This window comes from Paraburkholderia tropica (assembly GCF_914484835.1).
Taxonomy (GTDB): Bacteria; Pseudomonadota; Gammaproteobacteria; order Burkholderiales; family Burkholderiaceae; genus Paraburkholderia; species Paraburkholderia tropica_A.
Genome location: NZ_CAJZAR010000078.1, coordinates 79,761 through 106,013, shown reverse-complemented (window position 1 = coordinate 106,013; position 26,253 = coordinate 79,761). Strand labels below are relative to the sequence as shown.

At 68.5% G+C, this 26,253-nt stretch carries 16 protein-coding genes, 1 pseudogene and 1 riboswitch; of the genes and pseudogenes, 5 read left to right on the top strand and 12 right to left on the bottom strand.

What is annotated here, in order from left to right:
* Window positions 1–98: 98 nt before the first annotated feature.
* Genes LDO54_RS29485 through cobW form a run of 3 tightly spaced genes read right to left on the bottom strand, consistent with a single transcriptional unit; the run spans window position 99 to window position 6,128 of the window.
* Window positions 99–1,166 carry an ATP-binding protein gene (locus LDO54_RS29485; RefSeq protein WP_224014665.1) on the bottom strand — a complete coding sequence of 356 codons (1,068 nt, stop codon included), beginning with the start codon at window positions 1,164–1,166 and terminating at the stop codon, window positions 99–101.
* 27 nt (window positions 1,167–1,193) lie between these two features.
* On the bottom strand, window positions 1,194–4,982 hold the full coding sequence (gene cobN, locus LDO54_RS29480) for a cobaltochelatase subunit CobN (protein ID WP_224014663.1): 3,789 nt from the start codon (window positions 4,980–4,982) through the stop codon (window positions 1,194–1,196).
* A gap of 48 nt (window positions 4,983–5,030) precedes the next feature.
* Window positions 5,031–6,128: a cobalamin biosynthesis protein CobW gene (gene cobW / locus LDO54_RS29475; protein ID WP_290371153.1), complete on the bottom strand. Its 1,098-nt coding sequence runs from the start codon at window positions 6,126–6,128 to the stop codon at window positions 5,031–5,033.
* Between the two features lie 256 nt (window positions 6,129–6,384).
* Window positions 6,385–6,656, bottom strand: a riboswitch (cobalamin riboswitch).
* 418 nt (window positions 6,657–7,074) lie between these two features.
* On the opposite strand from cobW, the gene LDO54_RS29470 reads away from it, so the two are divergent.
* The 4 genes from LDO54_RS29470 to bluB all read left to right on the top strand — a co-directional run bounded on the left by LDO54_RS29470 (window position 7,075) and on the right by bluB (window position 10,198).
* Window positions 7,075–7,470 (top strand): cobalamin biosynthesis protein, encoded by a 396-nt coding sequence (locus LDO54_RS29470; protein ID WP_224014681.1) that lies wholly within the window; start codon window positions 7,075–7,077, stop codon window positions 7,468–7,470.
* 86 nt (window positions 7,471–7,556) lie between these two features.
* Window positions 7,557–8,159, top strand: a complete 603-nt coding sequence (gene cobO, locus LDO54_RS29465) for a cob(I)yrinic acid a,c-diamide adenosyltransferase (protein WP_224014659.1) — start codon at window positions 7,557–7,559, stop codon at window positions 8,157–8,159.
* A 4-nt stretch (window positions 8,160–8,163) separates the two neighbouring features.
* Window positions 8,164–9,507, top strand: a complete 1,344-nt coding sequence (locus LDO54_RS29460) for a cobyrinate a,c-diamide synthase (protein ID WP_224014657.1) — start codon at window positions 8,164–8,166, stop codon at window positions 9,505–9,507.
* Window positions 9,491–10,198: a 5,6-dimethylbenzimidazole synthase gene (bluB, locus tag LDO54_RS29455; protein ID WP_224014655.1), complete on the top strand. Its 708-nt coding sequence runs from the start codon at window positions 9,491–9,493 to the stop codon at window positions 10,196–10,198. The genes LDO54_RS29460 and bluB overlap by 17 nt, the downstream gene beginning before the upstream one ends.
* Before the next feature lie 40 nt (window positions 10,199–10,238).
* Here bluB and LDO54_RS29450 read toward each other — a convergent pair whose 3' ends face one another.
* From LDO54_RS29450 to ribA, 9 genes and pseudogenes are all read right to left on the bottom strand, one after another.
* The gene (locus LDO54_RS29450) at window positions 10,239–10,907 is read right to left on the bottom strand and encodes a DUF4136 domain-containing protein (RefSeq protein WP_224014653.1); all 669 of its coding nucleotides are present in this window, start codon (window positions 10,905–10,907) and stop codon (window positions 10,239–10,241) included.
* Between the two features lie 112 nt (window positions 10,908–11,019).
* Window positions 11,020–13,446, bottom strand: coding sequence for a CHASE2 and HATPase_c domain-containing protein (locus LDO54_RS29445; RefSeq protein ID WP_224014651.1), 2,427 nt, complete (start codon window positions 13,444–13,446; stop codon window positions 11,020–11,022).
* An 11-nt stretch (window positions 13,447–13,457) separates the two neighbouring features.
* A complete protein-coding gene (locus tag LDO54_RS29440) occupies window positions 13,458–14,894 on the bottom strand; it encodes a FecR domain-containing protein (RefSeq protein WP_224014649.1) in 1,437 nt (478 codons plus the stop codon).
* On the bottom strand, window positions 14,891–15,589 hold the full coding sequence (locus LDO54_RS29435; RefSeq protein WP_224014647.1) for a response regulator transcription factor: 699 nt from the start codon (window positions 15,587–15,589) through the stop codon (window positions 14,891–14,893). Before LDO54_RS29435 ends, LDO54_RS29440 begins: the two co-directional genes overlap by 4 nt.
* Before the next feature lie 536 nt (window positions 15,590–16,125).
* Window positions 16,126–16,476 (bottom strand): annotated as a pseudogene (locus tag LDO54_RS29430) (hypothetical protein); the annotation flags it as partial.
* 981 nt (window positions 16,477–17,457) lie between these two features.
* Window positions 17,458–18,531 carry an OmpA family protein gene (locus tag LDO54_RS29425; RefSeq protein ID WP_224014643.1) on the bottom strand — a complete coding sequence of 358 codons (1,074 nt, stop codon included), beginning with the start codon at window positions 18,529–18,531 and terminating at the stop codon, window positions 17,458–17,460.
* Window positions 18,532–18,656: 125 nt separating this feature from the next.
* Window positions 18,657–23,117: an ESPR-type extended signal peptide-containing protein gene (locus tag LDO54_RS29420; RefSeq protein WP_224014641.1), complete on the bottom strand. Its 4,461-nt coding sequence runs from the start codon at window positions 23,115–23,117 to the stop codon at window positions 18,657–18,659.
* 512 nt (window positions 23,118–23,629) lie between these two features.
* Complete coding sequence (locus LDO54_RS38955; protein WP_290371152.1) at window positions 23,630–24,592, bottom strand: SH3 domain-containing protein; 963 nt, start codon at window positions 24,590–24,592, stop codon at window positions 23,630–23,632.
* A 64-nt stretch (window positions 24,593–24,656) separates the two neighbouring features.
* Complete coding sequence (gene ribA / locus LDO54_RS29405; protein WP_224014639.1) at window positions 24,657–25,304, bottom strand: GTP cyclohydrolase II; 648 nt, start codon at window positions 25,302–25,304, stop codon at window positions 24,657–24,659.
* Window positions 25,305–25,702: 398 nt separating this feature from the next.
* On the opposite strand from ribA, the gene LDO54_RS29400 reads away from it, so the two are divergent.
* Complete coding sequence (locus tag LDO54_RS29400; RefSeq protein ID WP_224014637.1) at window positions 25,703–26,146, top strand: CBS domain-containing protein; 444 nt, start codon at window positions 25,703–25,705, stop codon at window positions 26,144–26,146.
* The last annotated feature ends 107 nt before the right edge of the window (window positions 26,147–26,253 follow it).

Sequence of the window (26,253 nt, the reverse complement as noted above, 5' to 3'; positions counted from 1 at the left end):
CGGCGCGGCGTCGCGTGTGAGACGCGGCTGTGTGCGTCCGGGGCCCTCTCGCCGCCGTGCGCCGCCCTGTGCGTGGGCGGCGGCCCTTGCCCGGCGGCTCAGCGTTTTTTTGCGGGCAGCGGGATCACGCCTTTGACCTGGCGCGCCGCGACGGGCTCGGGCGGCAGTTCGCCCCAATCGGCATCAGACTCACTATTTGATTCGGATTCCTGTGGACTTCGCGAAAACTCATTCGATGCATCGCGCGATCGATCAGGAGCCTGCGTATTGCCACCCGACGCAGGCGGCTCCGGCATCGCACGGCGGCGATGCGCGAGCACCGCGTCCGCGACTGCATCGACGTGCTCCGGCGTGATCTGCGCCGCGCCTTCGAAGGCCGCGAGCGCACGCGCCGCGCGCAGCATCACGAGATCGGCGCGTAAACCGTCGACGGCCGCTTCCACGCAGCGTTGCGCCGCGCGTTCATGCACCGCGTCGCTCCATTCGAGCGCATCGAGCGCCGCGCGCGCGGCACGCAAAAGCTGCGCGAGTGCGCGTTGCGCCGCGTCGTGCGCCGCGCAGAACGCCTGCGGATTCGCATCGAACGCGAGCCGCGCCTTGACGATGCGCTGACGCTCGCCCGCATCGTGGCAATTGTCCAGTTCGATCATCAAACCGAAGCGGTCGAGCAGTTGCGGACGCAGTTCGCCCTCTTCCGGGTTCATCGTGCCGACCAGCACGAAACGCGCGTCGTGCGTGTGCGAAACGCCATCGCGTTCGACGGTGTTCACTCCGCTCGCGGCGGCGTCGAGCAGCGCATCGACGAGCGCGTCGGGCAGCAGATTCACTTCGTCGACATAGAGCACGCCTTCATGCGCGCGCGCGAGCAATCCCGGTGCGAAACGCACGGCGTTCTCGCGCAGCGCAGCTTCGAGATCGAGCGTGCCGATCAGCTTCTCCTCGCTCGCGCCGAGCGGCAGCGTGACGAACGCGCCATCGGGCAGCAGCGCCGCGAGCGCGCGCGCCGCCGTGGATTTCGCGGTGCCGCGCGGGCCGCTCACGAGCACACCGCCGATCGCGGGATCGATGGCCGCAAGCAGCAGCGCGCGCTGCAACGGCGCCTGGCCGACCAGCGCGGCGAAGGGAAAGGCGGGACGCGTCGCTGCCTGGCTCGTCACTCGGCTCATGATTCGGATTCCTTCATTGTGCTTCGCTTATCGACCTTCAATATGCTGCCCGGCTTCGAGCAAACGCTGTTCGACGCGCTCGCGATGTTCGCCGGGCTGCTGCCACAAACCGCGCTGCATCGCCTCGATCAGACGTTCGCAGATCGCGTGCAGCGCGTGCGGATTGTGGCGCTCCATGAACGCACGCGTGTCGTCGTCGTGCACGTAGGCGTCGGCGACCAGCGCGTATTGATGATCGCCGACCACGCGCGCGGTCGCATCGTAACCAAACAGATAATCGACGGTCGCGGCCATTTCCGCCGCGCCCTTGTAGCCGTGCCGCTTCACGCCGTCGATCCATTTCGGATTGACCACGCGCGAGCGGATCACGCGCGCGATCTCCTCGTGCAGCGGACGAATGCGCGGCGCGGCGGGATTGCTGTGATCGGCGTGATAGAGCGTGGGCTGCGCCTGCGAGAAGTGCCGCGCGGCGGCGGCCATGCCGCCCTGGAACTGGTAGTAGTCGTTCGAGTCGAGCAGATCGTGTTCGCGGTTGTCCTGGTTTTGCAGCACCACGTCGATGGTGGCGAGGCGCTTGCGGAACGCGTCGCGCGCCTCGTCGCCCGCGCTTTTCTGCGCGTAGGCATAACCGCCCCACGCCTCGTAGGCCTGCGCGAGATCGGCGTCGCTCTGCCACTGGCGATGATCGATCATCGATTGCAGGCCCGCGCCATACGCGCCCGGCTTCGCGCTGAACACGCGCCAGCCCGCACGGCGGCGCGCTTCGGCGGCGTCCATGCCGTCGGCGATCAAGGCGTCGCGCTCGCGCTGGATGCGCGCGCGCAGCGGGTTCAGATGCTCGGGCTCGTCGAGTTCGGCGACGGCCTGCACGGCAGCATCGAATAGATGCATCACGTTGGGAAACGCATCGCGGAAGAAACCCGACACACGCAGCGTCACGTCGATACGCGGACGGTCGAGCGCCTCCACCGGCATGATCTCGAAGTCGATCACGCGCTGGCTGCCCGCCGCCCATTTCGGACGCGCGCCGATCAGCGCGAGCGCCTGGGCGATATCGTCGCCGCCGGTGCGCATCGTCGCCGTGCCCCAGACCGACAGCCCGATCGCGCGCGGATAGTCGCCGTGCTCCTGCACATGCCGCTCGATCAGTTGCTGCGCCGACTTCATGCCGAGCGACCACGCCGCCTGCGTGGGCACCGCGCGCGTATCGACCGAGTAGAAGTTGCGGCCCGTGGGCAGCACATCGGGACGGCCGCGCGACGGCGAACCGCTCGGGCCTGGCGGCACGAAGCGGCCTTCGAAACCGCGCCGAAGCTGACGCAGTTCCTCGGGGCCGCAGGCGTCGAGACGCGGCAGCACGTCGTCGCGCAAGCGGGCGAGCACGCGCGCGGCGCGCGGCCAAACTTGCGCGTCGATCTCCGCGCCTTCATCGCCGCACGCGTGCGCGATAAAGCGCGCGGCCAGCGTTTCGAGCCGCTCGCGCGTATCGCCCGCATGACGCCACGGCGCGTCGCTGAGATGCGCGAGCGCGTCGGCGCGCGGTCCGGTCCACGGCGCGGCCCAATCCACGGTCGCCGCATCGAGCAGATGATCGATACGCAGATCGCGCGCGAGCGCGTCGATCAGCCCCGCGTTCGCGCCCTGCCCGTCTCCGCACGCGTAACGGCCGAGCGCGAGCAGCGTGTCGCGCCGTTGCGTGCCTTGCGGCGACGCGCCGAACGTATGCAGCCCGTCGCGAATCTGCGCTTCCTTCAGCTCGCACAGATACGCATCGGCGCGCGTGAGCAATTCGTCTTCGGCGTCGGCGCTGGTGGGCGCTTCGACGCTCAATTCCTCGTGCAATTTGTGTTCGACGATCGTCGCGAGGATGGTCTTGCGCAGCAGCTTCGCGCGGCGCGGATCGACCATCAAGGCTTCGTAGTACTCGTCGACCTGACGTTCGAGATCCTGCAACGGCCCGTAGTTTTCGGCTCGCGTGAGCGGCGGCATCAGGTGATCGATAATCACGGCCTGCGCGCGGCGCTTGGCCTGGCTGCCCTCGCCCGGATCGTTGACGATGAACGGATACAGATGCGGCAGCGGGCCGAGCACCATATCGGGCCAGCACGTCTGCGCGAGCGCGACGCTCTTGCCCGGCAGCCATTCGAGATTGCCGTGCTTGCCGACGTGCGCGATCGCGTCGATGCCGAAGGTCTCGCGCAGCCAGAAATAGAACGCGAGATACGCGTGCGGCGGCACGAGATCGGCGTCGTGATAGTTCGCGTAGCTGTCGTCGCCGCGCGAACGCGACGGTTGAATGCCGACGAACACCTGGCCGCAGCGCCAGCCCGCGATCATGAAGCGTCCGCGACGCACGCCCGGGTCCTGCTCGGGCGCGCCCCAACGCGCGATCAGCGCGTTCTGCGCCTCCACGGGCAGTTGCGCGAAATAACGCCGGTAGTCGTCGAGCGAAAGACTCTGAAACGCGGGCCGCAGCGCGCGCGTGTCGGGATCGTTGGTCACGCCCTGCGTGAGCGTGTCCATGAGCGCTTCGCCGTCCTCGGGCAGATCGGCGACGCGATAACCTTCGTCGCGCAGCATGCGCAGAATGTTCACCACCGACGCGGGCGTATCGAGCCCCACGCCGTTGCCGATGCGCCCTTCGCTCATCGGATAGTTGGCGAGCACGAGCGCGAGTTTCTTGTCAGCGTTCGGCTGCGTGCGCAAGCGGCACCAGCGGCGCGCGAGTTCGGCCACGAAGGCCACGCGCTCCGCATCGGGCTGATAGCGCACCACGTCCACCTGCGTGTCCTTGCAGTGATACGCAAGCCCCTTGAAGCTGATCGCGCGCGTGATCACGCGGCCATCGACTTCGGGCAGCGCGATATGCATGGCGATGTCGCGCGAATTCAGGCCGTGATTGTCCTTGACCCAGTCGTCGCGATTGCCGCCGCTCAGGATCACCTGCAACACGGGCGCGTCGCCCGCGAGCTCGAGCGGTTCGGGATCGTCGAGCGACGAGGCCGCGAACGCCGTGGTGTTGAGCACGAGCGCGATATCGTGCTCGGCCGCGAGACGATCGAGCACGTCGCGGCTGATCGCATCCTTGAGCGAGGTGATGGCGAGCGGCAGCGGATTGAGCCGGCGCGCGAGCAGCGCCTCGATCAGCGCATCGAACGCGGCCGTGTTCGCGGCCTGCAAATGCGCCTTGTAAAACAGGATCGCGACGACGGGCGCGCCGGGCGTCCAGCGCGCGCGCCAGTCGTCGACGGTGGCCACGTCGCGGGCCGGATGATAGATCGCGGCGGCGGGCAGCACGACGGGCGGCGCGGGCTCGCTGCCCCAGTCGAACGCGCGCCACGCGAGCGCGCGCAGAAAACCTTCGGCATTCGCCGCGCCGCCTTCGCGCAGATAACGCCACAAAAGACGGCAAAAATCCGGCTCGGCGCGGCTCTTGGCGATCAGGTTCGGATCTTCCTGCAAGTCGCCGGAGAACATCGCGAGCAGTTGCCCGCGTTCCTGCGCGAGCGACACGACCTGCTCGATGCCGTAGGGCCAGTAGGCTTCGCCGCCCAGATGATCGACCACGACCACGCGCGCGTGCTTGAGCACGTCGTCGATATAAAAATCCACCGACGCGTTCTGGCGCAGATACGTGACGTTCGCGAGCCGCACGCCCGGAAAGCTTTCGGGCAGACGCGGCACCACGCTCGCCAGCAGCGCAAGCGTGGTATCCGCCGAACTCAGGATGACGATTTCGGCGGGCTGCTGATCGATGCGGATCACGCCCTGCGTGTCGTCGACGAAACCGCCCGGCGTGGTGCGCAGCAAATGCATGTGTGTCGCTCGTAAAACGTCGTGCTGATTGCGCTGATTGCGCTGTGCTTATTGCGCGGACGCGGTTTGCACGGCGTTTTGCGCCGCCGCCAGCGCCGCGTCGAACGCGGCTTGCAGCGTGGCGGCGTCGAGGTCCTCGCCGATCAGCACGAAGCGGCTCGCGAGCGGTTGCGCCGCGCTTTCCTGCGCGTTCCAGCGGCGGTCGAAATAGCTGTCGAAGCGGCGGCCCACGCCCTGAATCACGAGGCGCATCGGCGCGCCCGGCAGCGCGGCGAAACCCTTCACGCGATAGATCGTGTGCGCATCGACGAGCTTTTGCAGCGCCTCGACCGCCACGTCGCGCGACGCCACCTGCGCCTCAACGACGACCGAATCGAATTCGTCGTGATGATGGTCGGCATCGTCGGCGGAACCGTGATGGTCGTGGCGCAGATGGATGCTCTCCTCCGACGCCGCTTCGAGACCGAGCAGCGTGTGCAGGTCGAGCTTGCCGTGCTGCGCGCGCACGATCTTCACCTGCGGCGGCAGTTCTTCGCGCAGGTCTTCGATCAGCGCGTCCTGCGCGGCGGCGTCGATCAGATCGGTCTTGTTCAGGATGACGAGATCGGCGGCCGAAAGCTGGTCTTCGAACAGCTCGTGCAGCGGCGATTCGTGATCGAGATTCGGATCGGCCTTGCGCTGCGCATCGACGGCCTGCGGGTTTTCCGCGAACTGGCCGCTCGCGGCGGCGGGACCGTCGACGACCGTCACGACCGCATCGACCGTGAAGGCGTTGCGGATCGACGGCCAGTTGAAGGCCTGCACGAGCGGTTTGGGCAGCGCGAGGCCCGAGGTTTCGATCAGCACGTGGTCGATGTCGGCGCGGCGTTCGAGCAGTTGCTCCATCACCGGGAAGAATTCTTCCTGCACGGTGCAGCACAGGCAGCCGTTCGCGAGCTCGTAGAGTTGGCCTTCCGTTTCGTTGCCGTTCTCGTCGCAACCGATGCCGCAGCCGCGCAGGATTTCGCCGTCGATACCCAGTTCGCCGAATTCGTTGACGATGACCGCGACGCGCAGGCCGCCCGCGTGCTGGAGGATGTGGCGCAGCAGCGTGGTTTTGCCGCTGCCGAGGAAGCCCGTGACGATGGTGACGGGGATTTTGCGCATCTGCATGTGGAAGCTCCTTCGGCGCATCGGCCGCAGGTGAAGTGCGCCGCGTCGGGCGTGTCGCGCGTGGGCGTCGGGCCGGAGGGGATCGTCGCGAGGCGTCGCGCGCATGAAAACTCGCGGAACACGCGCAAGCGGCGCGCGGCGGCATGAAGCCCGCACCACTTCGATCGACGATACAACCGGCTTGGACGCGCCACGGGCAAGGCCCGGCATGACGCATGAAATCATGGACGCGGCGCCGCAACCCCGCAGCGCGCATCCCGCGTATCTGGCCGGTATCCGGACTGACGAGTCACGCCGCTTCGCCTTCCCGCGCGGCGCGCCGTGGGGCGCGCTTCGCACAGTGGCCATGCATGCGGCGCATGCGATGAAGCGGCTTGCATCGACCTTGCAGCCGATGCGCTCGTTGTACCGTTGCGGGTGCAGTTCAGGTTGGCCGTGCCCGTGGCGGGATGGCTCCCTGATTCCCGTTTAACTGCGTGCGAAACGTACGCGCACGCGAGCACCAGAGTGCGTGCGAGTGTAGGCGCGGGTGGGCGGCGCGTCAACCGGGCGGGGGCGCGGCTCAGGGGCATTGGGGCGCGGATTTGCGGCGGATTTGCGGCGGATTCGCGGCGGATTTTCCGCCTCGGCCCGAGGCCGTCACGCGCTCGACGCCGCCCCCGGTTTTATCCGCGATGCCGCCCGAGCGAGGCGCAGCGCGCGAAATGCGTGTGCTATCGTATGCGCGCATTTGCGGCGTTTCCTGCACTTCCGCTCGATTTCGCCTGCTGTTTTTGGCTGGTTTTTGGGCTGTTTTTTGGCGGCTTCCACGCGTGACGCCCTGATTTTTGCCCCGGCCTTCACCCCCGACTTTCCGCGCTCAGTGAACCCTTCCCCGCCCGCCGACTGCTTGCCCGATGCCGCCCCGGCAGCGGACAATGCGGCGCCGCGCGCGCTTGCGATGGGCATCGGCTGCCGCCAGGGCGTGACGGTCGCGCAGATCGAGGCCGCCGTGCGAGCCGCGCTCGGCGCGTGGCCGCTCGCGCGCGTGCGGGCCGTGGCGACGCTCGATGCGAAAATCGACGAGCCCGCATTGCGCGCGTTTTGCGCCGCGCATGCGCTGCCGCTGCAGTGCTTCACGCGCGAGCAGGTGGAGGCGATGTCGCTGCAAGCAGCATCACAGCCCGCACCGGATTCACCGCCAAGCGCGGCGGCACTCGCGCGTTTCGGCGTGCCCGGCGTGTGCGAACCGTGCGCGCGGCTCGCGGCCGGAGGCGGCGCGCTGGTCCGCGGCAAGCTCGCGCTCGACGGCGTGACCGTCGCGCTCGCCGCCATCGCGCCCGATCCACGAAGCTGACGCCAGCAACGCACGCATACGCACAAACACGCACGAACACGCAGCACCCGACACTCATCGCATACACAACAGGACTCTTCGCGACGATGAAAACCGACCCCGAATCGCACCAACGCATGACCCAGCGCCGCCGCGAAGGCCACGAGAAAAAGCAGGCCGCCGCGACGCTCGAAAAAGGCCTCTTGATCGTCAACACCGGCAACGGCAAGGGCAAGAGCACGGCGGCGTTCGGCATGGCCGTGCGCGTGCTCGGCCACGGCATGAAGCTCGGCGTCGTGCAGTTCATCAAGGGCGCGCTGCATACGTCCGAGCGCGATTTTCTCGCCAGCGTGGCGCATTGCGACTTCGTCACGATGGGCGACGGCTACACCTGGAACACGCAGAACCGCGACGCCGACATCGCCACCGCGCGCAAAGGCTGGGACGCCGCGAAGCGCATGATCGAGAGCGGCGAATACGCCATGGTGATCCTCGACGAACTGAACACCGTGCTCAAGTACGACTATCTGCCGCTCGACGAAGTGCTCGGCGTGCTGACCGCGCGCGGGCCGATGCAGCACATCGTCGTCACGGGCCGCCACGCCGCCGACGAAATGATCGAAGCCGCCGACCTCGTCACCGAAATGCGGCTCGTCAAGCATCCGTATCGCGAGCAAGGCGTGAAGGCGCAAAAGGGCGTGGAGTTCTGACGCGATGACCGCGACGGCGACGCGCGTGGCCTGCCCCGCGCTCTTTATCAGCGCGCCAGCCTCGGGCCAGGGCAAGACCACGCTCACGGCGGGGCTCGCGCGTCTGCACCGGCGCGCCGGGCGGCGCGTGCGCGTGTTCAAGACCGGCCCCGACTTTCTCGACCCGATGATCCTCGAACGCGCGAGCGGCGCGCCCGTGCTCTCGCTCGACTTGTGGATGGTCGGCGAAGCGGGCTGCCGCGCGCTGCTCGCGCAGGCCGCGCAGGAAGCCGATCTGATCCTGATCGAAGGCGTGATGGGCCTGTTCGACGGCACGCCGAGCAGCGCCGATCTCGCGGCCACGTTCGGCGTGCCGGTGGCCGCCGCGATCTCCGCGAAGTCGATGGCGCAGACCTTCGGCGCGATTGCGTTCGGCCTCGCACGCTTTCGCGCCGACGTGCCGTTTCACGGCGTGCTCGCCAATCACGTCGGCTCGCCGCGCCACGCGCAGATGTTGCAGGAAGCGCTGCCCGCCGATATCCGCTGGCTCGGCCACGTTGCCAGCGACGCGGCGTTCGCGCTGCCCGAGCGTCATCTGGGCCTGCATCGCGCCGACGAAATCGGCGACCTCGACGCGCGCATCGACCGCGCCGCCGACGCGCTCGAAGCCACCGCGCTCGCCGCCTTGCCGCCCGCCGTCGAATTCGCGCTGCCCTGTAACGATACCGACGCCGACGCCGACTCCGCACGCACGCCGCGCCTGCTCGACGGCCGCCACATCGCCGTCGCGCGCGACGCGGCTTTCTCGTTCATCTATCCGGCGAACCTCGCGCTGCTCGAAACGATGGGCGCGCGCCTGAGCTTCTTCTCGCCGCTCGCCGACGAAGCCGCGCCCGCCGACGCCGACGCCGTCTATCTGCCCGGCGGCTATCCCGAACTGCACGCGGCCACGCTCGCGGCCAACGCGCGCAGCGCGCAATCGCTGCGCGCGCACGTCGCCGCGCAGCGACCGCTCGTCGCCGAATGCGGCGGCCTGCTCTATCTGCTCGACACGCTCACGACCACCGACGGCGCGTGCACGCCGATGCTCGGCCTGCTGCCCGGCGCGGCGGTCATGCAAAAGCGCTTCGCCGCGCTCGGCATGCAGCGCCTCGACAGCGCGCGCCACGGCACGGTCACGGGCCACACGTTCCACTACTCGCGCGTGAGCACGCCGCTCGCCGCCGAACTGCACGCGCGCCACGCGCAAACCGGCGCGGCGGGCGAGCCGGTCTACCGGCACGGCGCCATCGTCGCGACCTATATGCACGCCTATTGGCCTTCCAATCCGGCCTTCGCGGCCGCACTTTTCCATGGCACAGCCCTTTGACGAAGCCGAACGCGCGGCGGTCTACCGCGCGATCTACGAGCGGCGCGACATGCGCCACTTCGCGCCCGGTCCCGTCGATCCGGCGACGATGACGCGTCTGCTCGACGCCGCCCATCACGCGCCGAGCGTGGGCTTCATGCAGCCGTGGCGCATCGTGCGCATCACCGATGCGGCCGTGCGCGCGCAGTTGCAGGACGCCGTCGAGCGCGAGCGCCTCGCGACCGCCGACGCGCTCGGCAAGCGCCGCGAAGAGTTCATGAAGCTCAAGGTCGAGGGCATGCGCGAATGCGGCGAATTGCTCGTCGTCGCGCTGATGGACCGTCGTGAAGCGCACATTTTCGGCCGCCGCACGCTGCCCGAGATGGACCTGGCGTCGGTGGCCTGCGCGATCCAGAACATGTGGCTCGCGGCGCGCGCCGAAGGGCTCGGCATGGGCTGGGTGTCGATCTTCGACGTCGACGAAGTCCACGCGCTGCTCGGCATGCCGCCCGGCGCGAAGCCGGTGGCGATTCTCTGCGTCGGCCACGTCGCGGAGTTCTATCCGCGGCCGATGCTCGAAATGGAGCGCTGGGCGGAGCGCAAGGCGCTCGGCGAGTGTGTGTACGAGAATCGCTGGCCGGATGAGGCGGATGCCGTCGACGCGGTTGGCGACGAGCGCGCGGAGCAATCCGCCCCGCAAAACAAGGGCTGAAATTTAAAGCGCGCCGCGAAAATAGCGCGCGTGCGCGCGCTCACTGGCCTTGCGGCGTCACCGAAATCACATCGGGCATGGCCTGCGTGGCCGCGTGCGCCGCGGCCGCGCGCGGCTTCATCGTCACGCGCCATTGCGACGCGCCCGCATACGGCAGCTGCGCCAGCGCGCTCGCGACGAGATACGGCAGCGCCTGCTGCGCGTCGGCGTTGCGGTCGCGTTTGACCGCGCTCACCTTGTAGGCTTCGTGGCCGTCGGCCAGCGTGAAAAAGCGCAGCGTCAGCGAATGCACATAAGGATGGCCGAACCAGGGCAGCGACGGCGCCTGGGTCGGCACGCAGCCGCCCGTGCAATTGCCTGCGGCCACCGTGACGTCGGCGGGCCGCGACGCCCACGCCGCCGACACCAGATAACGCGCCGTATCGGGCGCGCCCAGCGGGACGGGCCCGGCCTCCTCGAAGCCGCGCTGCGCGAGCGCCGCGCGCAGCAGCGTCTCGCCGGACGGCGTGGCGTCGGCATCCGTTTGCGGCGTTGATGCGGTCTTCGCGGCCTGCTCGTCCTGGACGGGCGTGTGCGCGAAGCGGTAGCTCGCGCCTGCCGCACCGCTCACGGACAAGCCGCCTTGCGCCCGCACGTCGGCGCTCGGGCTCGCGCAAGCGGCCAGCGCGCCCGCCATCGTCAGGGCGCAGATCGTCATCGGGATCTTCACGGGACATACTCCATCGGATTCTTGGCCGGCTCAGGCCGGCGGCATCGCATCGACGAAACGCTTCGTCCAGACGCATCGACCTGACGCGGTAACGCCACGCGGCAACCTGCGCTCAGTCCGGCGCATCGAGCGCGGGCAGCGACATCGTCAACGTGGTGCCGTTGCCGGGCGCGCTCTCGACGTGGACCTCGCCGCCGTGGCGCGTCACGACCGTCTTCACGAACGCCATGCCGAGCCCCGCGCCGCTCACCTCGGGACGCTTGTCCGCGTGAAAACGCCGGAACGGCTCGAACAGCTTCGTCTGGTCTTCGAGCGGAATGCCGTAGCCGTGGTCGCGGATCGAGCAGATCACGCGCGGCGGCAGGCTATCCGCGACAGCGATACTACAGATAATTCTGGTGTCCGGTGGGCTGTACTTCACCGCGTTGTTCAGAATATTCACCAGCGTGCGCGTCATCAGCGAGCGGTCGGCGTTGATCCAGCCCATTTCGTCGCCGTCGAATGCGGTCTCGATCTGGATGCGCTTCGCGCTCGCCTGCGGCCAGACTTCGTCGCTGGCGTCGATCATCAGTTCGGCGAGACTCGTGGGCTCCAGCGCGTAGACCTGCGACTCCGCGCGCGCGAGTTGCACGAAGTCGTCGGCCAGCGTGAGCGAGCGGCGCGCGTAGCGCTCGATGCGGTCCATCACCTCGCGCACCGGCGCGGCGGCCAGCGTGCCGCGCTCGCGCTCGGTCTCGACCAGCGCGACGATCGACGCCTGCGGCGAGCGCATGTCGTGCGAAAGCAGCCGCAGCGCGTCTTCGCGCTGACGCTCGGCGTCGTGCAGCGCCGTCACGTCGACGAGACCCGCGATCCAGCCCACCGCCTGCCCCTGCGCATTCGTGCAGCTCGCGTAGCGCAGCAGATAGTCGCTGCCGTCACGCGCATGCACTTCCACGCCGCGCTCCATCAGCTGCGCGAATTCGCCGCGCGCCGGGTCGAGCGGCGCGGGCCAGTGCGCGTGCGCGAAGGCAAGCGTCTCCGGGTTCGGGTCGATCGGCTTGACGAGCGCGAGGTCGCCGAACACGTCCTGCACCCAGCGGCCCTCGAACGCGCCCACGTTCAGGCGCGCGAAATAGGCGCGCGCCGCGTGATTGGCGATCAGCACGATGCCGCGCAGGTCGGCGACCAGCAGCGGCTCCGGCACCGAATCGAGACTGTCCCAGACGAAGCGGCGCATGTCCTGCAAGCGCTGCGCGGCCTGCGCCATCAGCGCCATCTGCTGCGCGAGCGCGTCGCCCGCGTACTCGCGGCCCGGCGCGGACGCCTCGGGCAAAAGATAGGGTTCGTCGGCGAGTTGCTGCAACTCCTTGCGCAGATACGACATCGTCATTTCGAGACGCCGCCAGCTCCAGAGCGGATACACCACGGCCAGCGCGACGATGGCGGGCACGGGCGTGAGCCAGATGCGCGCGCCGTACAGCAGCGCCGCGCTCGCGGCCAGCGAAAGCAGCGCGAGCAAGGGCAGCAGCAGCAGCGTGCGCAGCGGCGCGAACACGAGGAAACCGGCCAGCAGCAACGCCAGCGGCAGCAGCGACGCCAGCACGACGGTCAGCGGTCCGGCCGGTTCGATGGCGGTGCCGTTGAGCAGCGTATCGAGCACGAGCGCGTGGATATCGACGCCCGGCAGCGGCCCGAGCGTGCCCGCGAGCGGCGTGGCGAAGCGGTCGTACAGCCCCGACGCCGTCACGCCCACCAGCGCCACGCGCCCGCGCAGCAGGCCCGGCGGCACGCGGCCTTCGAGCACGTCGGCGAACGACACCTTGCGGTAATGCTCGACGTTCGCGCTGAACGGCAGCAGGAAGCGCGCCTCGCTTTGCGGGCCGCCCGCGTGCAGCAGGCTGGCGTCGCGGCGCGCGGCATCGGCCGGATAGCTGGCGTGCGCGAGCGCGATCTGGCCGCCGCGCACCGCGCGCCACAGCGGCACCATGAGTTGCGGCCAGCGCTGCCGGGCGTCGCCTTCGAACAGCGCGACGCTGCGCACGATGCCGTCCGTATCGACTTCGAGATTGATGTGGCCGATACCGGCCGACGCCTGGGCAAGCTGCGCGACGGGCTGGACGACCGTGCGCCGGCCGCCGTCGGTCTCGTCGGCGGGCGACAGCAGCATCGGCAGATACGCGGGCCGCTTGCGCAGCGCCTCGCCGAAGCGCGCGTCGTCGAACGACGGCTCGGTGAACAGCACGTCGTAGACCACGGCCGCCGCGCCCGCCTGGGCGAGCCGGTCGACCACCTGGGCGTGCACGCTGCGCGGCCAGGGCCAGCGGCCGAGCGCCGCCACGCTCGCATTGTCGATCTCGACGATCACGATGTCGGGCGAGACCGGCCGCTCGCGCAGCGTCAGCAGGCGGTCGTAGACGAGATGATCGGCGCCGAGCGTCCAGTGTCCGAGCACGCTCAGCAACACGATGACGACGCCCGCGCACGCCACGCCCGCCCATTCGAACAGAAAGCGCCGCCCGACCGGACGGCCAAGCGGCGTGGGCGGGCTCACGCTCATGCGCGCCTGCGTCACCAGTCGAGCCGGAACGACTGGACCGGACTGGCCTTCTGGTAGTAGCGGCCGCCTTCGAACTGCTCGGCGATCACGCTCCAGTAGTAGGTGCCCTTGGGCAGATCGCGCACCACGGCCTCGCCGTCCTCGATATCGGTGCGGTCGACGAGCGGCGCGCGCAGATCCTCGGACTTCGCCAGCACGAAGCGAAAACGCGTGTTCTGCGTGGCGCGGTCGACGTACCAGCGGAACGCGTAGTCGCGCGTGCCGTCGACGCGCCCGGCCGTCGCGCCGAGCGCAATGCGGCGGCGCTCGAACGCGTAGGTGGACGGCATGCCGTCGAGGCCGTTCTCGTCGATCGCGGACAGGCGCACGAAATACGTGCCGTCGGGGAGCGCGCCCGCCTCGACGTGCGGCGAGTCGCTGCGCAGGTCGCGGATCATGTCGTAGAGGCCCGCATCGCGGCCAATCTGCACGCGATAGCCGTGCGCGCCTTCGCGCGGCGCGAGGTCGAAGGCCACGTTGGCCTCGTCCTGCACGCGGGCGGGATGGCGCAGTTCCGGTGCGTCGAGCAGTTCGACGGGCGCGCCGGCCGCGCCGCCCGCCGGCGTGAGGCTGCCGTGACCGGCCGCGACCAGTTGCGCCGACGCCGCGAGCGGCATGCCCGGCGCGGGCGCGACCGCGTCGGCGTGGGCGCGCGCGGAGGCGTCGACGCCCACCGCGCCGTCGAGCACTTCCACCGCCGTCGAGCCCTTGTCGCCGTCGTAATTCACGCGGAAACGCGTGCCGCGCACGCCCGCGACCACCGAAGGCGAGCGGATCTGGAAGCGATCGTCTTTCTTCGTGGCGTGCGTGACTTCGGTATCGACTTCGCCGCCATGCAGGTTGACGACGCGGTCGGTCGCGCCCGTCAGCACGGTCTGGCGCAGCGTGGCAAGGTCGAGCGAGGTGTTGGGCGGCAGGATCAGATGCGAGCCGTCGCCGAGTTCGAGCGTGGCGAAGCCTTCGGGGCCGGTCTGCACGCGGTCGCCCTCGACCAGCTTCGTGCCGACCGCGAGCGGCAACTGCGGCGCGCTGCGGAAGGCGTGACTCGCGGGGCCGCTGGTGGCGATCACACGCGCGCTCAGGCCGTCCTGGCGCAGCAGCGCGACCGGCACGCGCAGCTGCACGCCCGCCTGCAGACGGCGCGGCGCGCTCACGCCGTTCAGGCGCGCGAGCTGGGTCCAGTCGGCGGGATCGCGCAGATAACGCACAGCGATGTCGTAGAGCGAGTCGCCGGCGCGCGTGACGTAGATTGCCGTTTGCACCGGCTGCGCGCGGGGAGCGCGCGGTTCGCGGGCCTGGGCGTCGCGCAGGGCGGGCAGCAGGCTCAGCGCGAGCGCGCAGGCGAACAACGGCCGCGCCAGCGCCGCGCGCCCGCCCGCAACGGGGCGGTTCCTGCGGGCGGTCGTCACGCCGCGTCCCCCTCGATGCGTTCGAGGCGATAGCCATAGCCGTAGATCGGCGTGAGGCGGTAGCCGTTTTCGGGACGCAGGCCGAGCTTCGAGCGCAGCATCGAGACGTGCGTGTCCATGGTGCGCGACGGGATGTCGTCGGATTGCTTCCAGATCACGTCGAGGATGTGCGCGCGCGACAGCGGGCGGCTCAGGTGCTGGAACAGCAGCAGCGCGAGGTCGAATTCCTTCTGCGTGAGCGCGACCGCCTTGCCGGCCACCGTCGCCTGACGCGACTTCAGGTCGAATTCGTATTCGCCGAAGACTTCCTTCTGCGCGGGCGGATGCAGCTGATACGCTCGGCGCAGCAGCGAGCCGACGCGCGCGAGCAGCACCGGCGCGGACACCGGCTTGACGACGTAGTCGTCGGCGCCGCTGTTGAGCATCAGCGCGATATCGACCTCGCGGCTGCGGCTCGTCATGAACAGCACCGGCAGGCGCGTGGACAGGCTCTGCCGCACCCAATGGAGGACTTCGTCGCCGGCCATGTCCGGCACGTTCCAGTCGAGGACGAGCAGGTCGAAGGTCTGCCGGCGCAGCTGCCGGACCAGCTCGCCGCCCTTGGCGAATGCGTGGCAGACGTGACCTGCCGCCATCAACGTTTGACAGACGAAGTCGGTCTGCGCCGGATCGTCATCCAGTACTGCAATTCTCATAGTGCCCCGCACCCAGTATCGTTTTTCATGTTCTCGGGATGGCTCCACCCTGCGGTCCCGCCAGCGTTGCCGACAGCGCTGGCGAATGCCCTCCCCAACCCCGCAGCGCGCCAACCACGCCGCGCGCGCAAACCGCCACTTTCGCAGCGTCTCGAAATAAACGGGAGCGGCAAACGCAGTCCGAATCGGGGAGACAGAATCCGCCCATGGTAGTCGAAAACGCTCTCATCCGACGCAAGGGCCCATGACGTGGCGTTTGCGGGGCAGTCTCGCGTCGCTTTCGCGTCGTTTTCGCTGCGTTCTCATATCGTTCGCGGATCATTTACGGTCCGCTTACGGCTACTGGGCGGTCCGTGGCGGACCCTTGTTCTGGCCGTGCTCGCCGGCTAGCGCCGCCGCGCCGACGGCATGAGCGCATCGTCGGCCGATGGTGCGTCCGCCTGCGCGGGCTGGCCGTGGTGAGCATGCTCGCCGTGGTGACCGTTATGGCTGCCGCTGTGATCGCCGTGTCCGCTGTGTCCGCCGCGCTCCTCGGCCGCAGGCGGTTCGCCCGCGAGCAACGCGGCCAGATGGACGCGCACATGCTCCCACGCGGCGTGCGCGTAGTCGGGCTGCGCGGCGGCGCGCGCCTGCGCGAGCACGAAGGCACGCAGCACGGTGGAAGAACATTGCGTCAACTTGTCCGAACGGCCAAAGCGCGACTGGCGCAGCGCCTCGCTCAGCCAGGGCAGTTCGGCCTCGCACGAATCGGCGTAAGCCTCCATCGCGGCACGCGCATGACGGTCGCGCGCGAGGTCCAGCTCGACGCGGTCAAGATCGCGGCTGCCCCCCGACCCATTGACGCGGGAAGCCGGCGGAAACCGGATGCTGCCGGAACGGAAAAACATGAAAACCTCGTGTTGCTGACCCGCGCTGCCCACTTTTGCGGCTAACCTTTTTCGGCTAAGTCGCGGCTAACTGTTACTGATAAGGCGTACTGCTGATTCGTGATGCCAACTTGTGCTGCTGATTCGTCATGCCGACCCATGCCGTCGCGAGCACGCCGCGCGGACGATGAAAACCGCCCGGGCTGCCGGCGCTGCGCGTGTCGTCGGATGCCGGAACGCGGCCGCACGGACTCGACGGCGCGCCGTTGCGCGCCATGCCGGACGTGCGTGCCTGCCCGCGCCTGCCTGAAGGGATGAAGGAAAAACGAGTGACGATGGCCGCAGTCCGCGCACCGCGTAGTCTCCGGCAGTCCTCGCCCCCGGACCAGAACCGTCGGCGCGTGCGCCGGCGCCACCTCGACGGCGCGTCGCACGCAGACGGACATCACCGCCCGACGTCCGCCCGCTGGCCGCAGCCGTGCTCATTGCATGGCGCCACGCTCACCGCCATCGCCACTCCTACTACCAGGCGCTGTTACCAGCGTTATGCGGCGAACTTGAGTCCGCTCTGTCCTCGCACCGGCGCGTCGCCGTGTCCCGATCGCGCCGGCCCCCGTAGCCGAATTCCGTGCTTGCCGCGCTTGCCCCGCGCATCGCCAGGGACCGGGAATTTCGGTCCGTCTGGAGCGATGTCGGCCGTCATCGGAAAACCTCCGGCGATGACGTATCAGGCGGCGACGGCTTATTGTCGTCGCAAGCACAAAAACCTACTGTCAGGGATTGTTAAATCCGACGGATTTAAGGAGGAGAAACGTAGGAAAACGATGAATCGGCGCCAGACGCCGAGCGAGCGCTCGCTGACGTGACGATCGACGCGTCGGGGCGTGCCCGCGTCTTTCTGAAACTTCCCAAAACTTCCCGAAATGCCGAACGCGCCGCGTGCCCGCCGCATTGCACGGCGGGCACGCAAGCGCATGCACCGGCAGACTGGCCGCGCGAGACTTATTTCGCGGCGGCTTGTCCGCCCGCAGACGGGCGCGCGAGCGAAATTTCGACACGGCGATTGGGCGCCAGACAGGCGATCAGCGCCTCACGATTGCGCTCATTGCACTGGACGAGCGGATTCGCCTTGCCGCGCCCGACCGCGCTGACCGCGACGTTCGCTGCGCCCCGATCGCGCAGATAAGCGGCGACGGTTTCCGCGCGTTGCCGCGACAGACGCTGGTTGTAGCTATCGCTGCCGAGCCGGTCGGTATAGCCCTCCGCGCGGATGGCCGTGACGTCGCCACTCTCGGCGATATCGCGCGCCAGCGTGTCGAGACTCGCGCGCCCCTGCGGCAACAGGCCATTGAGATCGCCGCGATCGAAACGGAACAGCGTGTCGGTCGGCAGCGTGATGTTGTTCGGCAGCGACGGAGGCGGCTCGATACGCGGCGGCGGCTGACACGCGTTCAGGACCGCAGGCAGTTCGGCGACCTTGCGCTGCACTTCGTCGACGCGCTGCGCGCTCGCGTCGAACGAGCGCGTCCACGCCTCGTGACCCGCGTGCATCAGTTCGACTTCGGCGCAGGCCACGCGCTCCTGCGCGGGCTGACACGAGGCGAACACCGGCGACGATTTCGCCGCCAGCAACCGCTGCCACAGATCGGGCCGCACGATGGCCGCGGTGCGCAGCTTCGGGTTCTCGACGCTCGCCTGCCCGCGCCCTTCAAGCGCGCCGATCAACTGGTCGGCCTGACGCGCCGCCTCTTCGACGAATCCCCAATGGTTGTATTGCGTATGCTCCTCGCGCGCGGCGTAGATCCAGCACTGCGCCTTCGCGCCGAAATAGCCGGCTTGCTTCGGGCCGAGCGCCTGAAGGCGGCGTTGCTCGTCGTCGAGTTGCGCACGGCCAATGCTGCCCGGATACGTGGCAACCCAGGCGTCGGTGGCCGCGCCGGCTTGCTCGCTCTGCGACGTTCGCAGCCCGTCTTCGAGCACGGTGGGGTCCTGAACCTGCAGGGAATCGCGCGTCGCCTGCGACGCGCATCCGGCGAGCACGGCTGACGCCGCAATCGCCATGGCGATGGTTTTCATGTTGGTTGTTGCCCATGGAAAGGGCCGCACGGTTCGCCCGTGCGGTTGGAGCGCGCGGGGCGTGCCGCGTGAGGTGCGCGGCCGGCATTGCGCCGGCCGCGCCGCCAGGATCGCTGCCCGCTGCGTCAACCGCCGAACACGATGCCAAGACCCGCACGGACGATGGTGCTGTTGCCGCCCGCCGACGAGACGCCGAGGTTGTAGTTGACGCTGCCCTTCTCGTTCCAGCGCGACACGCCGATGCCGATTGCCGCCTGGCCGCGATACGCCGCGACGCCCGCGTTCATGGTCGTGCGCCCAGGCAGATACGGTGTGACGACGTTGAGCGCCGAGGCCGCCGCGATGCCGCGCCGCGCGTCGCGGTCGACGTCGTCGATCCGGCTGTTGACGCCGCCGAGCGAGCTGTTGAGCTGGCCCAGATTGACCGCGTCGGTGGGCGCCGTGCCGTTCGCGACGTTGGTGATCTGCCGCTCGTTGCCGATGCTGCCCACCGACACCGAGTTGGCGCGGTCGGCGACCGAGTTCGCGCCGAGCGCCACCGAATTCGCGCCGTTGGCATGCGCCTGATCGCCGATCGCCGTCGATGAGGTGCCGCTCGCGACCGCGCCCCCGCCGACCGCCAGCGTGTTCGAACCGCTGGCCGTGGCGGCGCCGTTCGGCGAGTTCACGGCCACATACATCGTGGCGCTCGTGGCCACGTTCTGCACGGCCTGCTCGATGCTCGCGACCTGCATATTGGTCGCGAAAAGCTGCGAGCCGGTAACGGCGTCGGTGCTGCTCGCGCTCAGCACGGCGTCGGCGAGATTCGTGAGTTTCACAGCCGCGCCCGTGCCACCCAGCGTGACCGAGTCGTGTGCCGACGAGTCGTACTGCACAGCGTTCGCGACGGAGCCCGCGATGTTGGTGACCGACTTCTGCAGATTCGTGATGTCGGTGGTGTTTTGCGTGACGCGGCCGTCGAGGTTCGTGAGCGCCGAGCCGACGTTGTTGATGGTCGTGCCGCCGATCGTGTAGGACGGCGCGGCGAGCGAGCCGTCCGGCGCCACGCTCGCGCCGCCGCCCAGCGCTGCGGCCGTATTCGCGATGCTGGCATAGAGTTGCTGGCCGTTGACCGCCTCCGAGCTCGTCGCATTGACCGCGCCCGCCGCAACGCCCGTGAGCGTGCGGTTACCCGCCGTGCCCGCGAAATTGACGACCGTGCCGTTGGTGTTTGCGCCGACGTTGATCGCGCGGCTGGTGGTGTCTTGCGTGACGAGGTCGATGCCCGAATCCGAAATCTTCTGCTGCAGCGAAGTCAGCCCGGTATCGAGCGTGTCGAGCGCGCTGCCGACGGTGTTCTGCGTGCCGCCCTGCACGTGATAGGCAGGCGCGACGATGTTGCCGTCCGACGCGAGCCCCGCGCCGCCGCCAAGCGTGCCAGCGAGCGCGCGCAACTGCCCGGCGTTCACTGCATCGCCGGACGCCGAGCCCGCCGCAAGGTTCGTGATCTTCGTGCCGTTGGCGCCGCCGAGCGTGACGGTTGCGCGCGAGGTGTCGTCGTAGGCGACGAAGCTGTTCGTGAAGTTGCCGCTGCCGTCCACGTCGAGGCCCGCGGCCTTCAACTGGCCGAGGTTGACCGCGTCGCGGTCTGCCTTGCCGTTGGCCACGTTCGACAGCACCGTGCCGTCCTGGCCGCCATCGAACGTGACGCGCGTATGTGCGGACGTGTCGTATTTCACGCCGTCCACCGAACCCGTAGCCGCCGCGCTTTCGACTGCCTTCAGCGCGGTGCCGACGTCGGAATACGTCGTGCCGCCGAGCACGTAGCTCGGTCCGCTCAGCGAGCCGTCGGTGTTGACGCCCGCGCCGCCGCCGAGGGCCGTGGCCGCGCTGCTGGAAACGCCGTAGAGTTGCGCGCCGTTCACGGCGTCGCTGCTGCCCACCGCAATGTTGCCCGCCGCGAGATTCGTGATGCGCGTGCCGTTCGCGCCGCCCAGCGTGATCTGCGATTTCGTGATGTCGTCGTAGGCGACGAAGGCGTTCGTGACGTTGCCGCTGCCATCCACATCGAGGCCCGCCGACTTCAACTGGCCAAGGTTGACCGCGTCGCGGTCCGCCGCGCCGTTGGCCACGTTCGACAGCACCGTGCCGTCCGGGCCGCCATCGAAGGTGACTCGCGTGTGTGCGGACGTGTCGTACTTCACACCATCCACGGAACCCGTTGCCGCCGCACTCTCGACTGCCTTCAGCGCCGTGCCGACGTCGGAATACGTCGTGCCGCCGAGCACGTAGCTCGGTCCGCTCAGCGAGCCATCGGTCTTGACGCCCGCGCCGCCGCCCAGGGCCGTGGCCGTGCTGCTGGAAACGCCGTAAAGTTGCGCGCCGTTCACGGCGTCGGTACTTCCCACCGCGACGCTTCCCGCCGCGAGATTCGTGATGCGCGTGCCGCTCGCGCCAGCCAGCGTGACCTGCGACTTCGTGGTGTCATCGTAGGCAACGAAGCTGTTCGTGACGTTGCCGCTGCCATCTACATCGAGGCCCGCCGACTTCAACTGGCCGACATTGACCGCGTCGCGCTCCCCCGCGCCATTGGCTACGTTCGACAGCACCGTGCCGTCCGCGCCACCGTCGAAAGTGACGCGCGTGTGCGCGGACGTGTCGTACTTCACGCCGTCCACGGAACCCGTTGCCGCCGCACTCTCGACTGCCTTCAGCGCCGTGCCGACGTCGGAATACGTCGTGCCGCCGAGCACGTAGCTCGGTCCGCTCAGCGAACCGTCGGTCTTGACGCCCGCGCCGCCGCCCAGGGCCGTGGCCGTGCTACTGGAAACGCCGTAGAGTTGCGCGCCGTTCACGGCGTCGGTGCTTCCCACCGCGACGCTTCCCGCCGCGAGATTCGTGATGCGCGTGCCGTTCGCGCCAGCCAGCGTGACCTGCGACTTCGTGGCATCGTCGTACGCGACGAAGGCGTTCGTCACGTTGCCGCTGCCGTCCACATCGAGACCCGCCGACTTCAACTGGCCGACATTGACCGCGTCGCGGTCCGCCGCGCCGTTGGCTACGTTCGACAGCACCGTGCCGTCCGTGCCGCCGTCGAAGGTGACGCGCGTGTGCGCGGACGTGTCGTACTTCACGCCGTCAACAGAACCCGTAGCCGCCGTGGCTTCGACCGCCTTCAGCGCCGTGCCGACGTCGGAATACGTCGTGCCGCCGAGCACGTAGCTCGGTCCGCTCAGTGAACCGTCGGTGTTGACGCCCGCGCCGCCGCCCAGGGCCGTGGCCGCGCTATTGGAAACACCATAGAGTTGCGAGCCATTCACGGCGTCGCTGCTGCCCACCGCAACATTGCCCGCCGCGAGATTCGTGATGCGTGTGCCACTCGCGCCAGCCAGCGTGACCTGCGATTTCGTGGCGTCGTCGTAGGCGACGAAGGCATTCGTGACGTTGCCGCTGCCGTCCACATCGAGACCTGCTGCCTTCAACTGCCCGACATTGACCGCGTCGCGATTCGCCGCGCCGTTGGCCACGTTCGACAGCACCGTGCCGTCCGTGCCGCCGTCGAACGTGATGCGCGTATGCGCGGACGTGTCGTATTTCACACCGTCCGTCGAACCTGTGATGGCCGTGTTCTCCACGGCCTTCAATGCCGTGCCCACGTCGCTATAGGTCTGGTTGCCCAGCACATAGCCCGGCGCCGTGACCGAACCGTCGCTGTTCACCGCCGCGCCGCCGCCCAGCGCGCCCGTCACGCTCTTGAGCTGCGCGACGTTCACGGCGTCCATGTCGCCCTGGCCCGCCGCCATGTTCACGATACGGCGCGTGTTTGCCTTGCTCGGCAGCGTGGCGGCGTTATTGTCCGCATCGACGACAACGTGCGTTTGCGTGCCGTCGCTGCCGACCGAGACGGTGTTGGCCTGATTGGCTACCGAGCCCGCACCGAGCGCCACCGAATCGGTTGCATTCGCGAGCGACTGCACACCCAGCGCCATGCTCGTGTTCGCCGAGGTTTGCGCGTTCGAGCCCATGGCGATGCTGCCGTCACCGCCCACGCGCGCCATGTCGGTCGGCCCCGTCGAGCCCGAGGCGTTGGCAATGCCCTTGATCTGCGTGTACCAGGCAGCGGTCTTGAATACCATGTTCAAGGAGGACGCCTCGACGCCCGAACCGGCGCCTGCCGCCATTAGCGAGACCCCTTGCGGCGCGGCTGCGGCCATCACGACCGGACTCGCGGAAGCCATTGAAACCGTGGAAGCCGACGCTGCGCCCGTGCTTTGCACACCCAGCGACGCAAGCAGCAAGGCGTTCTGCGCTTCGAGCGCGGTGGCGGAGGCGGCCGTACTGACGTACGCACCGGGATTCGCCGTGCCGCCCGCAGTGGCGCCCTGGTCGTTCGCCGCATTGCCGGAGAGCGAGGCGGCTTCATCCGATGACGTCTGCGCCGCGTTCGCGGCAAGCGCAGCGCCGCCGAACCCAAGCAACGCCACGGCCTGCGCCGCGCTCAGCACGCTCGCCCTCATGCCGCCCTTCCCCTGACCGCGGGCGTTTTCCTGCACCGCCACCCACGCGCCAGCCGACTCGTTCCACACAGATCGATAAGCCTTGTTCATACGCTTCCTTGGTCGTTTCAATGGGGCCGGCATGGAACGGACCTAATCGGTCCACGCCATGCCTGGTTACTTCGGAATCCAAACTTTTTAGTTGCGACTTGCCCGCCCACGACGAATCGACGCGTGCCCGACAAGCTCATTCTTGCTTCAGTTGATGCTGGAAATCAGCTAGCCGAATGGCTAATCTCGCTGACACCTTGACCGGCACGCGACAATTGCCGATGACGCACGGCGACGGAATCGTCAATGAATCGGCAACGAACCGGCCACTCAATGCATCGCATACCTGATCGATTTACCTCGAACTCCGACAGCAGGCGATTTCGTGAATCGCTGGCGTACGGAGTTGAAAAATCGCCCGTTTAAGGTATTCGGACTGACTCGGGCGCGACACACGAAAACTCTTAAATTCTCTTTACCGAGCTAAAAATTGTGTGATTCATCTGAGCGCACGCCAAAGAAAAACGGGCGCTCCTAAAGAGCGCCCGTGGCATTGAGATTCCGATTGCGGATCAGTTTTGCTTGCGTTCGTCGCCGTGGCCGCCGCCCTGGCCGGACGGATGACCGCCTTGCGGCGCTTCGGGCCGGCCATGTTCGGCGGGCGGCGCGGGCGGACGCGCGCCACCCTGCGGCGGACCACCGGGACCCGCCCCGCGATTGAACGCGGGCTCGGGGGCGCGGCCCGCATTGGGCTGCTGCATCTGCGGACGCGGCGTTTCGGCGGGACGCGGCGCTTGCTGCGGCATCTGCTGCGGGGCGCGCGGGGCTTCGGCGGGACGCGGCGCCTGCTGCGGCGCGCGCGGCGCTTCGGTGCGCTCCCCGCCGTTCATGGGAGGACGGCCGGCATTCGGCGGTGGCGCGGCGTTGCCCGGCGCACGCGCATTGCCTGGCGGCGGACCGCCTTGCGGACGGCCAGCGCCCTCAGGCATGCCGCCCGGCGGCCTTGCGCCCGGCGGCGGACCGCCATTCCCGGGCGGACGGCCCCCGCCACCCTGCGGCGGCGGCAACGGCCGCGCCGGGCCGCCGTGCCAGTTCGGCGCGGGCGGACGCGCGCCATAGCCCGGCGGCGGCGCATGCGTCCAGCGCTCGCGCTCGCCATACCACGGACGGTCGCGATAAAAGCTGCCCCAATAGGCGCCGATGGAAAACGTCACGATCGGCAGGCCGATGGCCGCGCCGTAACCGGCGAGCGGCACATAACCGCCCTGATAGGGATAGGTCAGATAGCCGCCGTACACCCAGCCGCGCACGCCCTCGGCGCCGATGTCGCACCAGGAGTAATCGCTCACACAGCCGAATACGACGACCGGCACGCTCGGCCCGAGTTCGCTGACGACGGGATAGTCGCCGGACGGCCCCGCATAGAGATCGACCGGCTCGCTGGTGTAGGCCTGCGACTGCGCCTCGACGCCGGGCGCCGCGAGCGCGAGGCCGGCGGCCACGCACAGCGCCATCTTCATTGGAATGGTGGACATGCTCCCCCCTTTTTGTTTCGACTCATGCGTGGGGCAGAGCATATTCCGTTCCCGGCGTGGGGCCTTACTCGTTTTCCTCGAAGTAATGGCCGAACTTCACCTGCTTGGTGCGGATGTAGCGCTCGTTTTCCTCGCGCATCGGAATCGCCAGCGCGACGCGCTCGATCACGGGAATGCCGTGCTTCGAGAGCGTGTCGAACTTGTGCGGATTGTTGCTCATCAGGCGCACCGAGGTGACGTTGAGCAGACGCAGGATCGCCGCCGCCGAATCGTATTCGCGCGCGTCGTCGGGCAGGCCGAGGTCGAGGTTGGCTTCGACCGTGTCGCGGCCCTGCTGTTGCAGCTGGTACGCGCGGATCTTGTTCGACAGGCCGATGCCGCGCCCTTCGTGCCCACGCAGATACAGCAGCACGCCACGGCCTTCCGCCGCGATGTAGCGCAGCGCGAGGTCGAGCTGCTCGCCGCAGTCGCAGCGGTAGGAACCGAACACGTCGCCGGTCAGACATTCGGAATGCAGGCGGGCGAGCACCGGCTCGCCGCTCCCCACGTCGCCCATCACGAGCGCGCAATGCTCGGCGCCGCCGTCCTTCACCCGATAGACGTAGGACTCGAAGGTGCCGTAACGGGTCGGCAGCGTGGCGCTCGCGTCAAGCACGACGCATTCGTTGGCGTTGTCGCCGTCCGCGCAGGACGGCTCTTGAAGCGTAGGCATGATCTGGAACAGAGGTCTGGCAAAAACCGGCGCGAAGCCGGATTGAAGTTAGGAACCGGAGTGTACCGCCATTTGCGACGCGCCGCGCCGCACGGCCTCGCAGGCCCGAGGGAGCGTCCGCCCATACGCCGGCTCGTCCGTGCCGACGGAAGCACGGACGGACGCGCGGATGGAAGCACGGACCAAAGCGCGCGCGAACGCGATCCGCCGCGCATCGACGGAGGGCCGCAGGGCGGCCGGACGCACACTTCGCGCATACCCCGACGGCTCCGCCGCGCCCATCCGCCTATACTGGAGTGGCTTTCATGGCTTTCGACGAAGGCACGCACGGCGCGCCCCTCTCGCCGCGCCGCACCAGGCAATGACCGAAGACAAGAAGGACGAACTGGAGTCGCCCTATGACGAGCGTTGCACAGGTACTCAAATCCAAGCCGGAACAAGTGGTCTACACGATCGCCGCGGGTGATTCCGTCTACGACGCCATCCGCCTGATGGCCGAAAAACAGATCGGCGCCCTGGTCGTCACCGACGGACCCGACATCGTCGGCATCGTCACGGAGCGCGATTACGCGCGCAAGATCGTGCTGATGGACCGCTCGTCGAAGACCACGGCCGTGCGCGACATCATGACTCCGCACGTGCGTTTCGTGGAGCTTGACCAGACCACCTACGACTGCATGGCGCTGATGACGCAGCGGCGCATGCGCCACCTGCCCGTGATGGCGGGCGGCCGGCTCGTGGGCATGGTGTCGATCGGCGACCTCGTGAAAGAGATCATCGCCGAGCAGCAGTTCACCATCGAGCAACTCGAGCACTACATCACCGGCGGTCCTGGCGCCTGACGTCCGACACCGCCCGCCTCCGCGCAGCAAAAAAAGCCCAATCCTTCTCGGGTTGGGCATAAGCCACCTTGCGGCGGCGGAGGTTCCACGCATGAAAAACGCGTGAT

Excerpts from the sequence above, each read along its gene's own strand:
- LDO54_RS29445 (WP_224014651.1), bottom strand. The coding sequence starts at position 13,446 with ATGAGCGTGAGCCCGCCCACGCCGCTTGGCCGTCCGGTCGGGCGGCGC.
- cobO (WP_224014659.1), top strand. The coding sequence starts at position 7,557 with ATGAAAACCGACCCCGAATCGCACCAACGCATGACCCAGCGCCGCCGC.
- LDO54_RS29470 (WP_224014681.1), top strand. The coding sequence starts at position 7,075 with ATGGGCATCGGCTGCCGCCAGGGCGTGACGGTCGCGCAGATCGAGGCC.
- LDO54_RS38955 (WP_290371152.1), bottom strand. The coding sequence starts at position 24,592 with ATGTCCACCATTCCAATGAAGATGGCGCTGTGCGTGGCCGCCGGCCTC.
- cobW (WP_290371153.1), bottom strand. The coding sequence starts at position 6,128 with ATGCGCAAAATCCCCGTCACCATCGTCACGGGCTTCCTCGGCAGCGGC.
- bluB (WP_224014655.1), top strand. The coding sequence starts at position 9,491 with ATGGCACAGCCCTTTGACGAAGCCGAACGCGCGGCGGTCTACCGCGCG.
- ribA (WP_224014639.1), bottom strand. The coding sequence starts at position 25,304 with ATGCCTACGCTTCAAGAGCCGTCCTGCGCGGACGGCGACAACGCCAAC.
- cobN (WP_224014663.1), bottom strand. The coding sequence starts at position 4,982 with ATGCATTTGCTGCGCACCACGCCGGGCGGTTTCGTCGACGACACGCAG.
- LDO54_RS29400 (WP_224014637.1), top strand. The coding sequence starts at position 25,703 with ATGACGAGCGTTGCACAGGTACTCAAATCCAAGCCGGAACAAGTGGTC.
- LDO54_RS29460 (WP_224014657.1), top strand. The coding sequence starts at position 8,164 with ATGACCGCGACGGCGACGCGCGTGGCCTGCCCCGCGCTCTTTATCAGC.
- LDO54_RS29425 (WP_224014643.1), bottom strand. The coding sequence starts at position 18,531 with ATGAAAACCATCGCCATGGCGATTGCGGCGTCAGCCGTGCTCGCCGGA.
- LDO54_RS29435 (WP_224014647.1), bottom strand. The coding sequence starts at position 15,589 with ATGAGAATTGCAGTACTGGATGACGATCCGGCGCAGACCGACTTCGTC.
- LDO54_RS29485 (WP_224014665.1), bottom strand. The coding sequence starts at position 1,166 with ATGAGCCGAGTGACGAGCCAGGCAGCGACGCGTCCCGCCTTTCCCTTC.
- LDO54_RS29420 (WP_224014641.1), bottom strand. The coding sequence starts at position 23,117 with ATGAACAAGGCTTATCGATCTGTGTGGAACGAGTCGGCTGGCGCGTGG.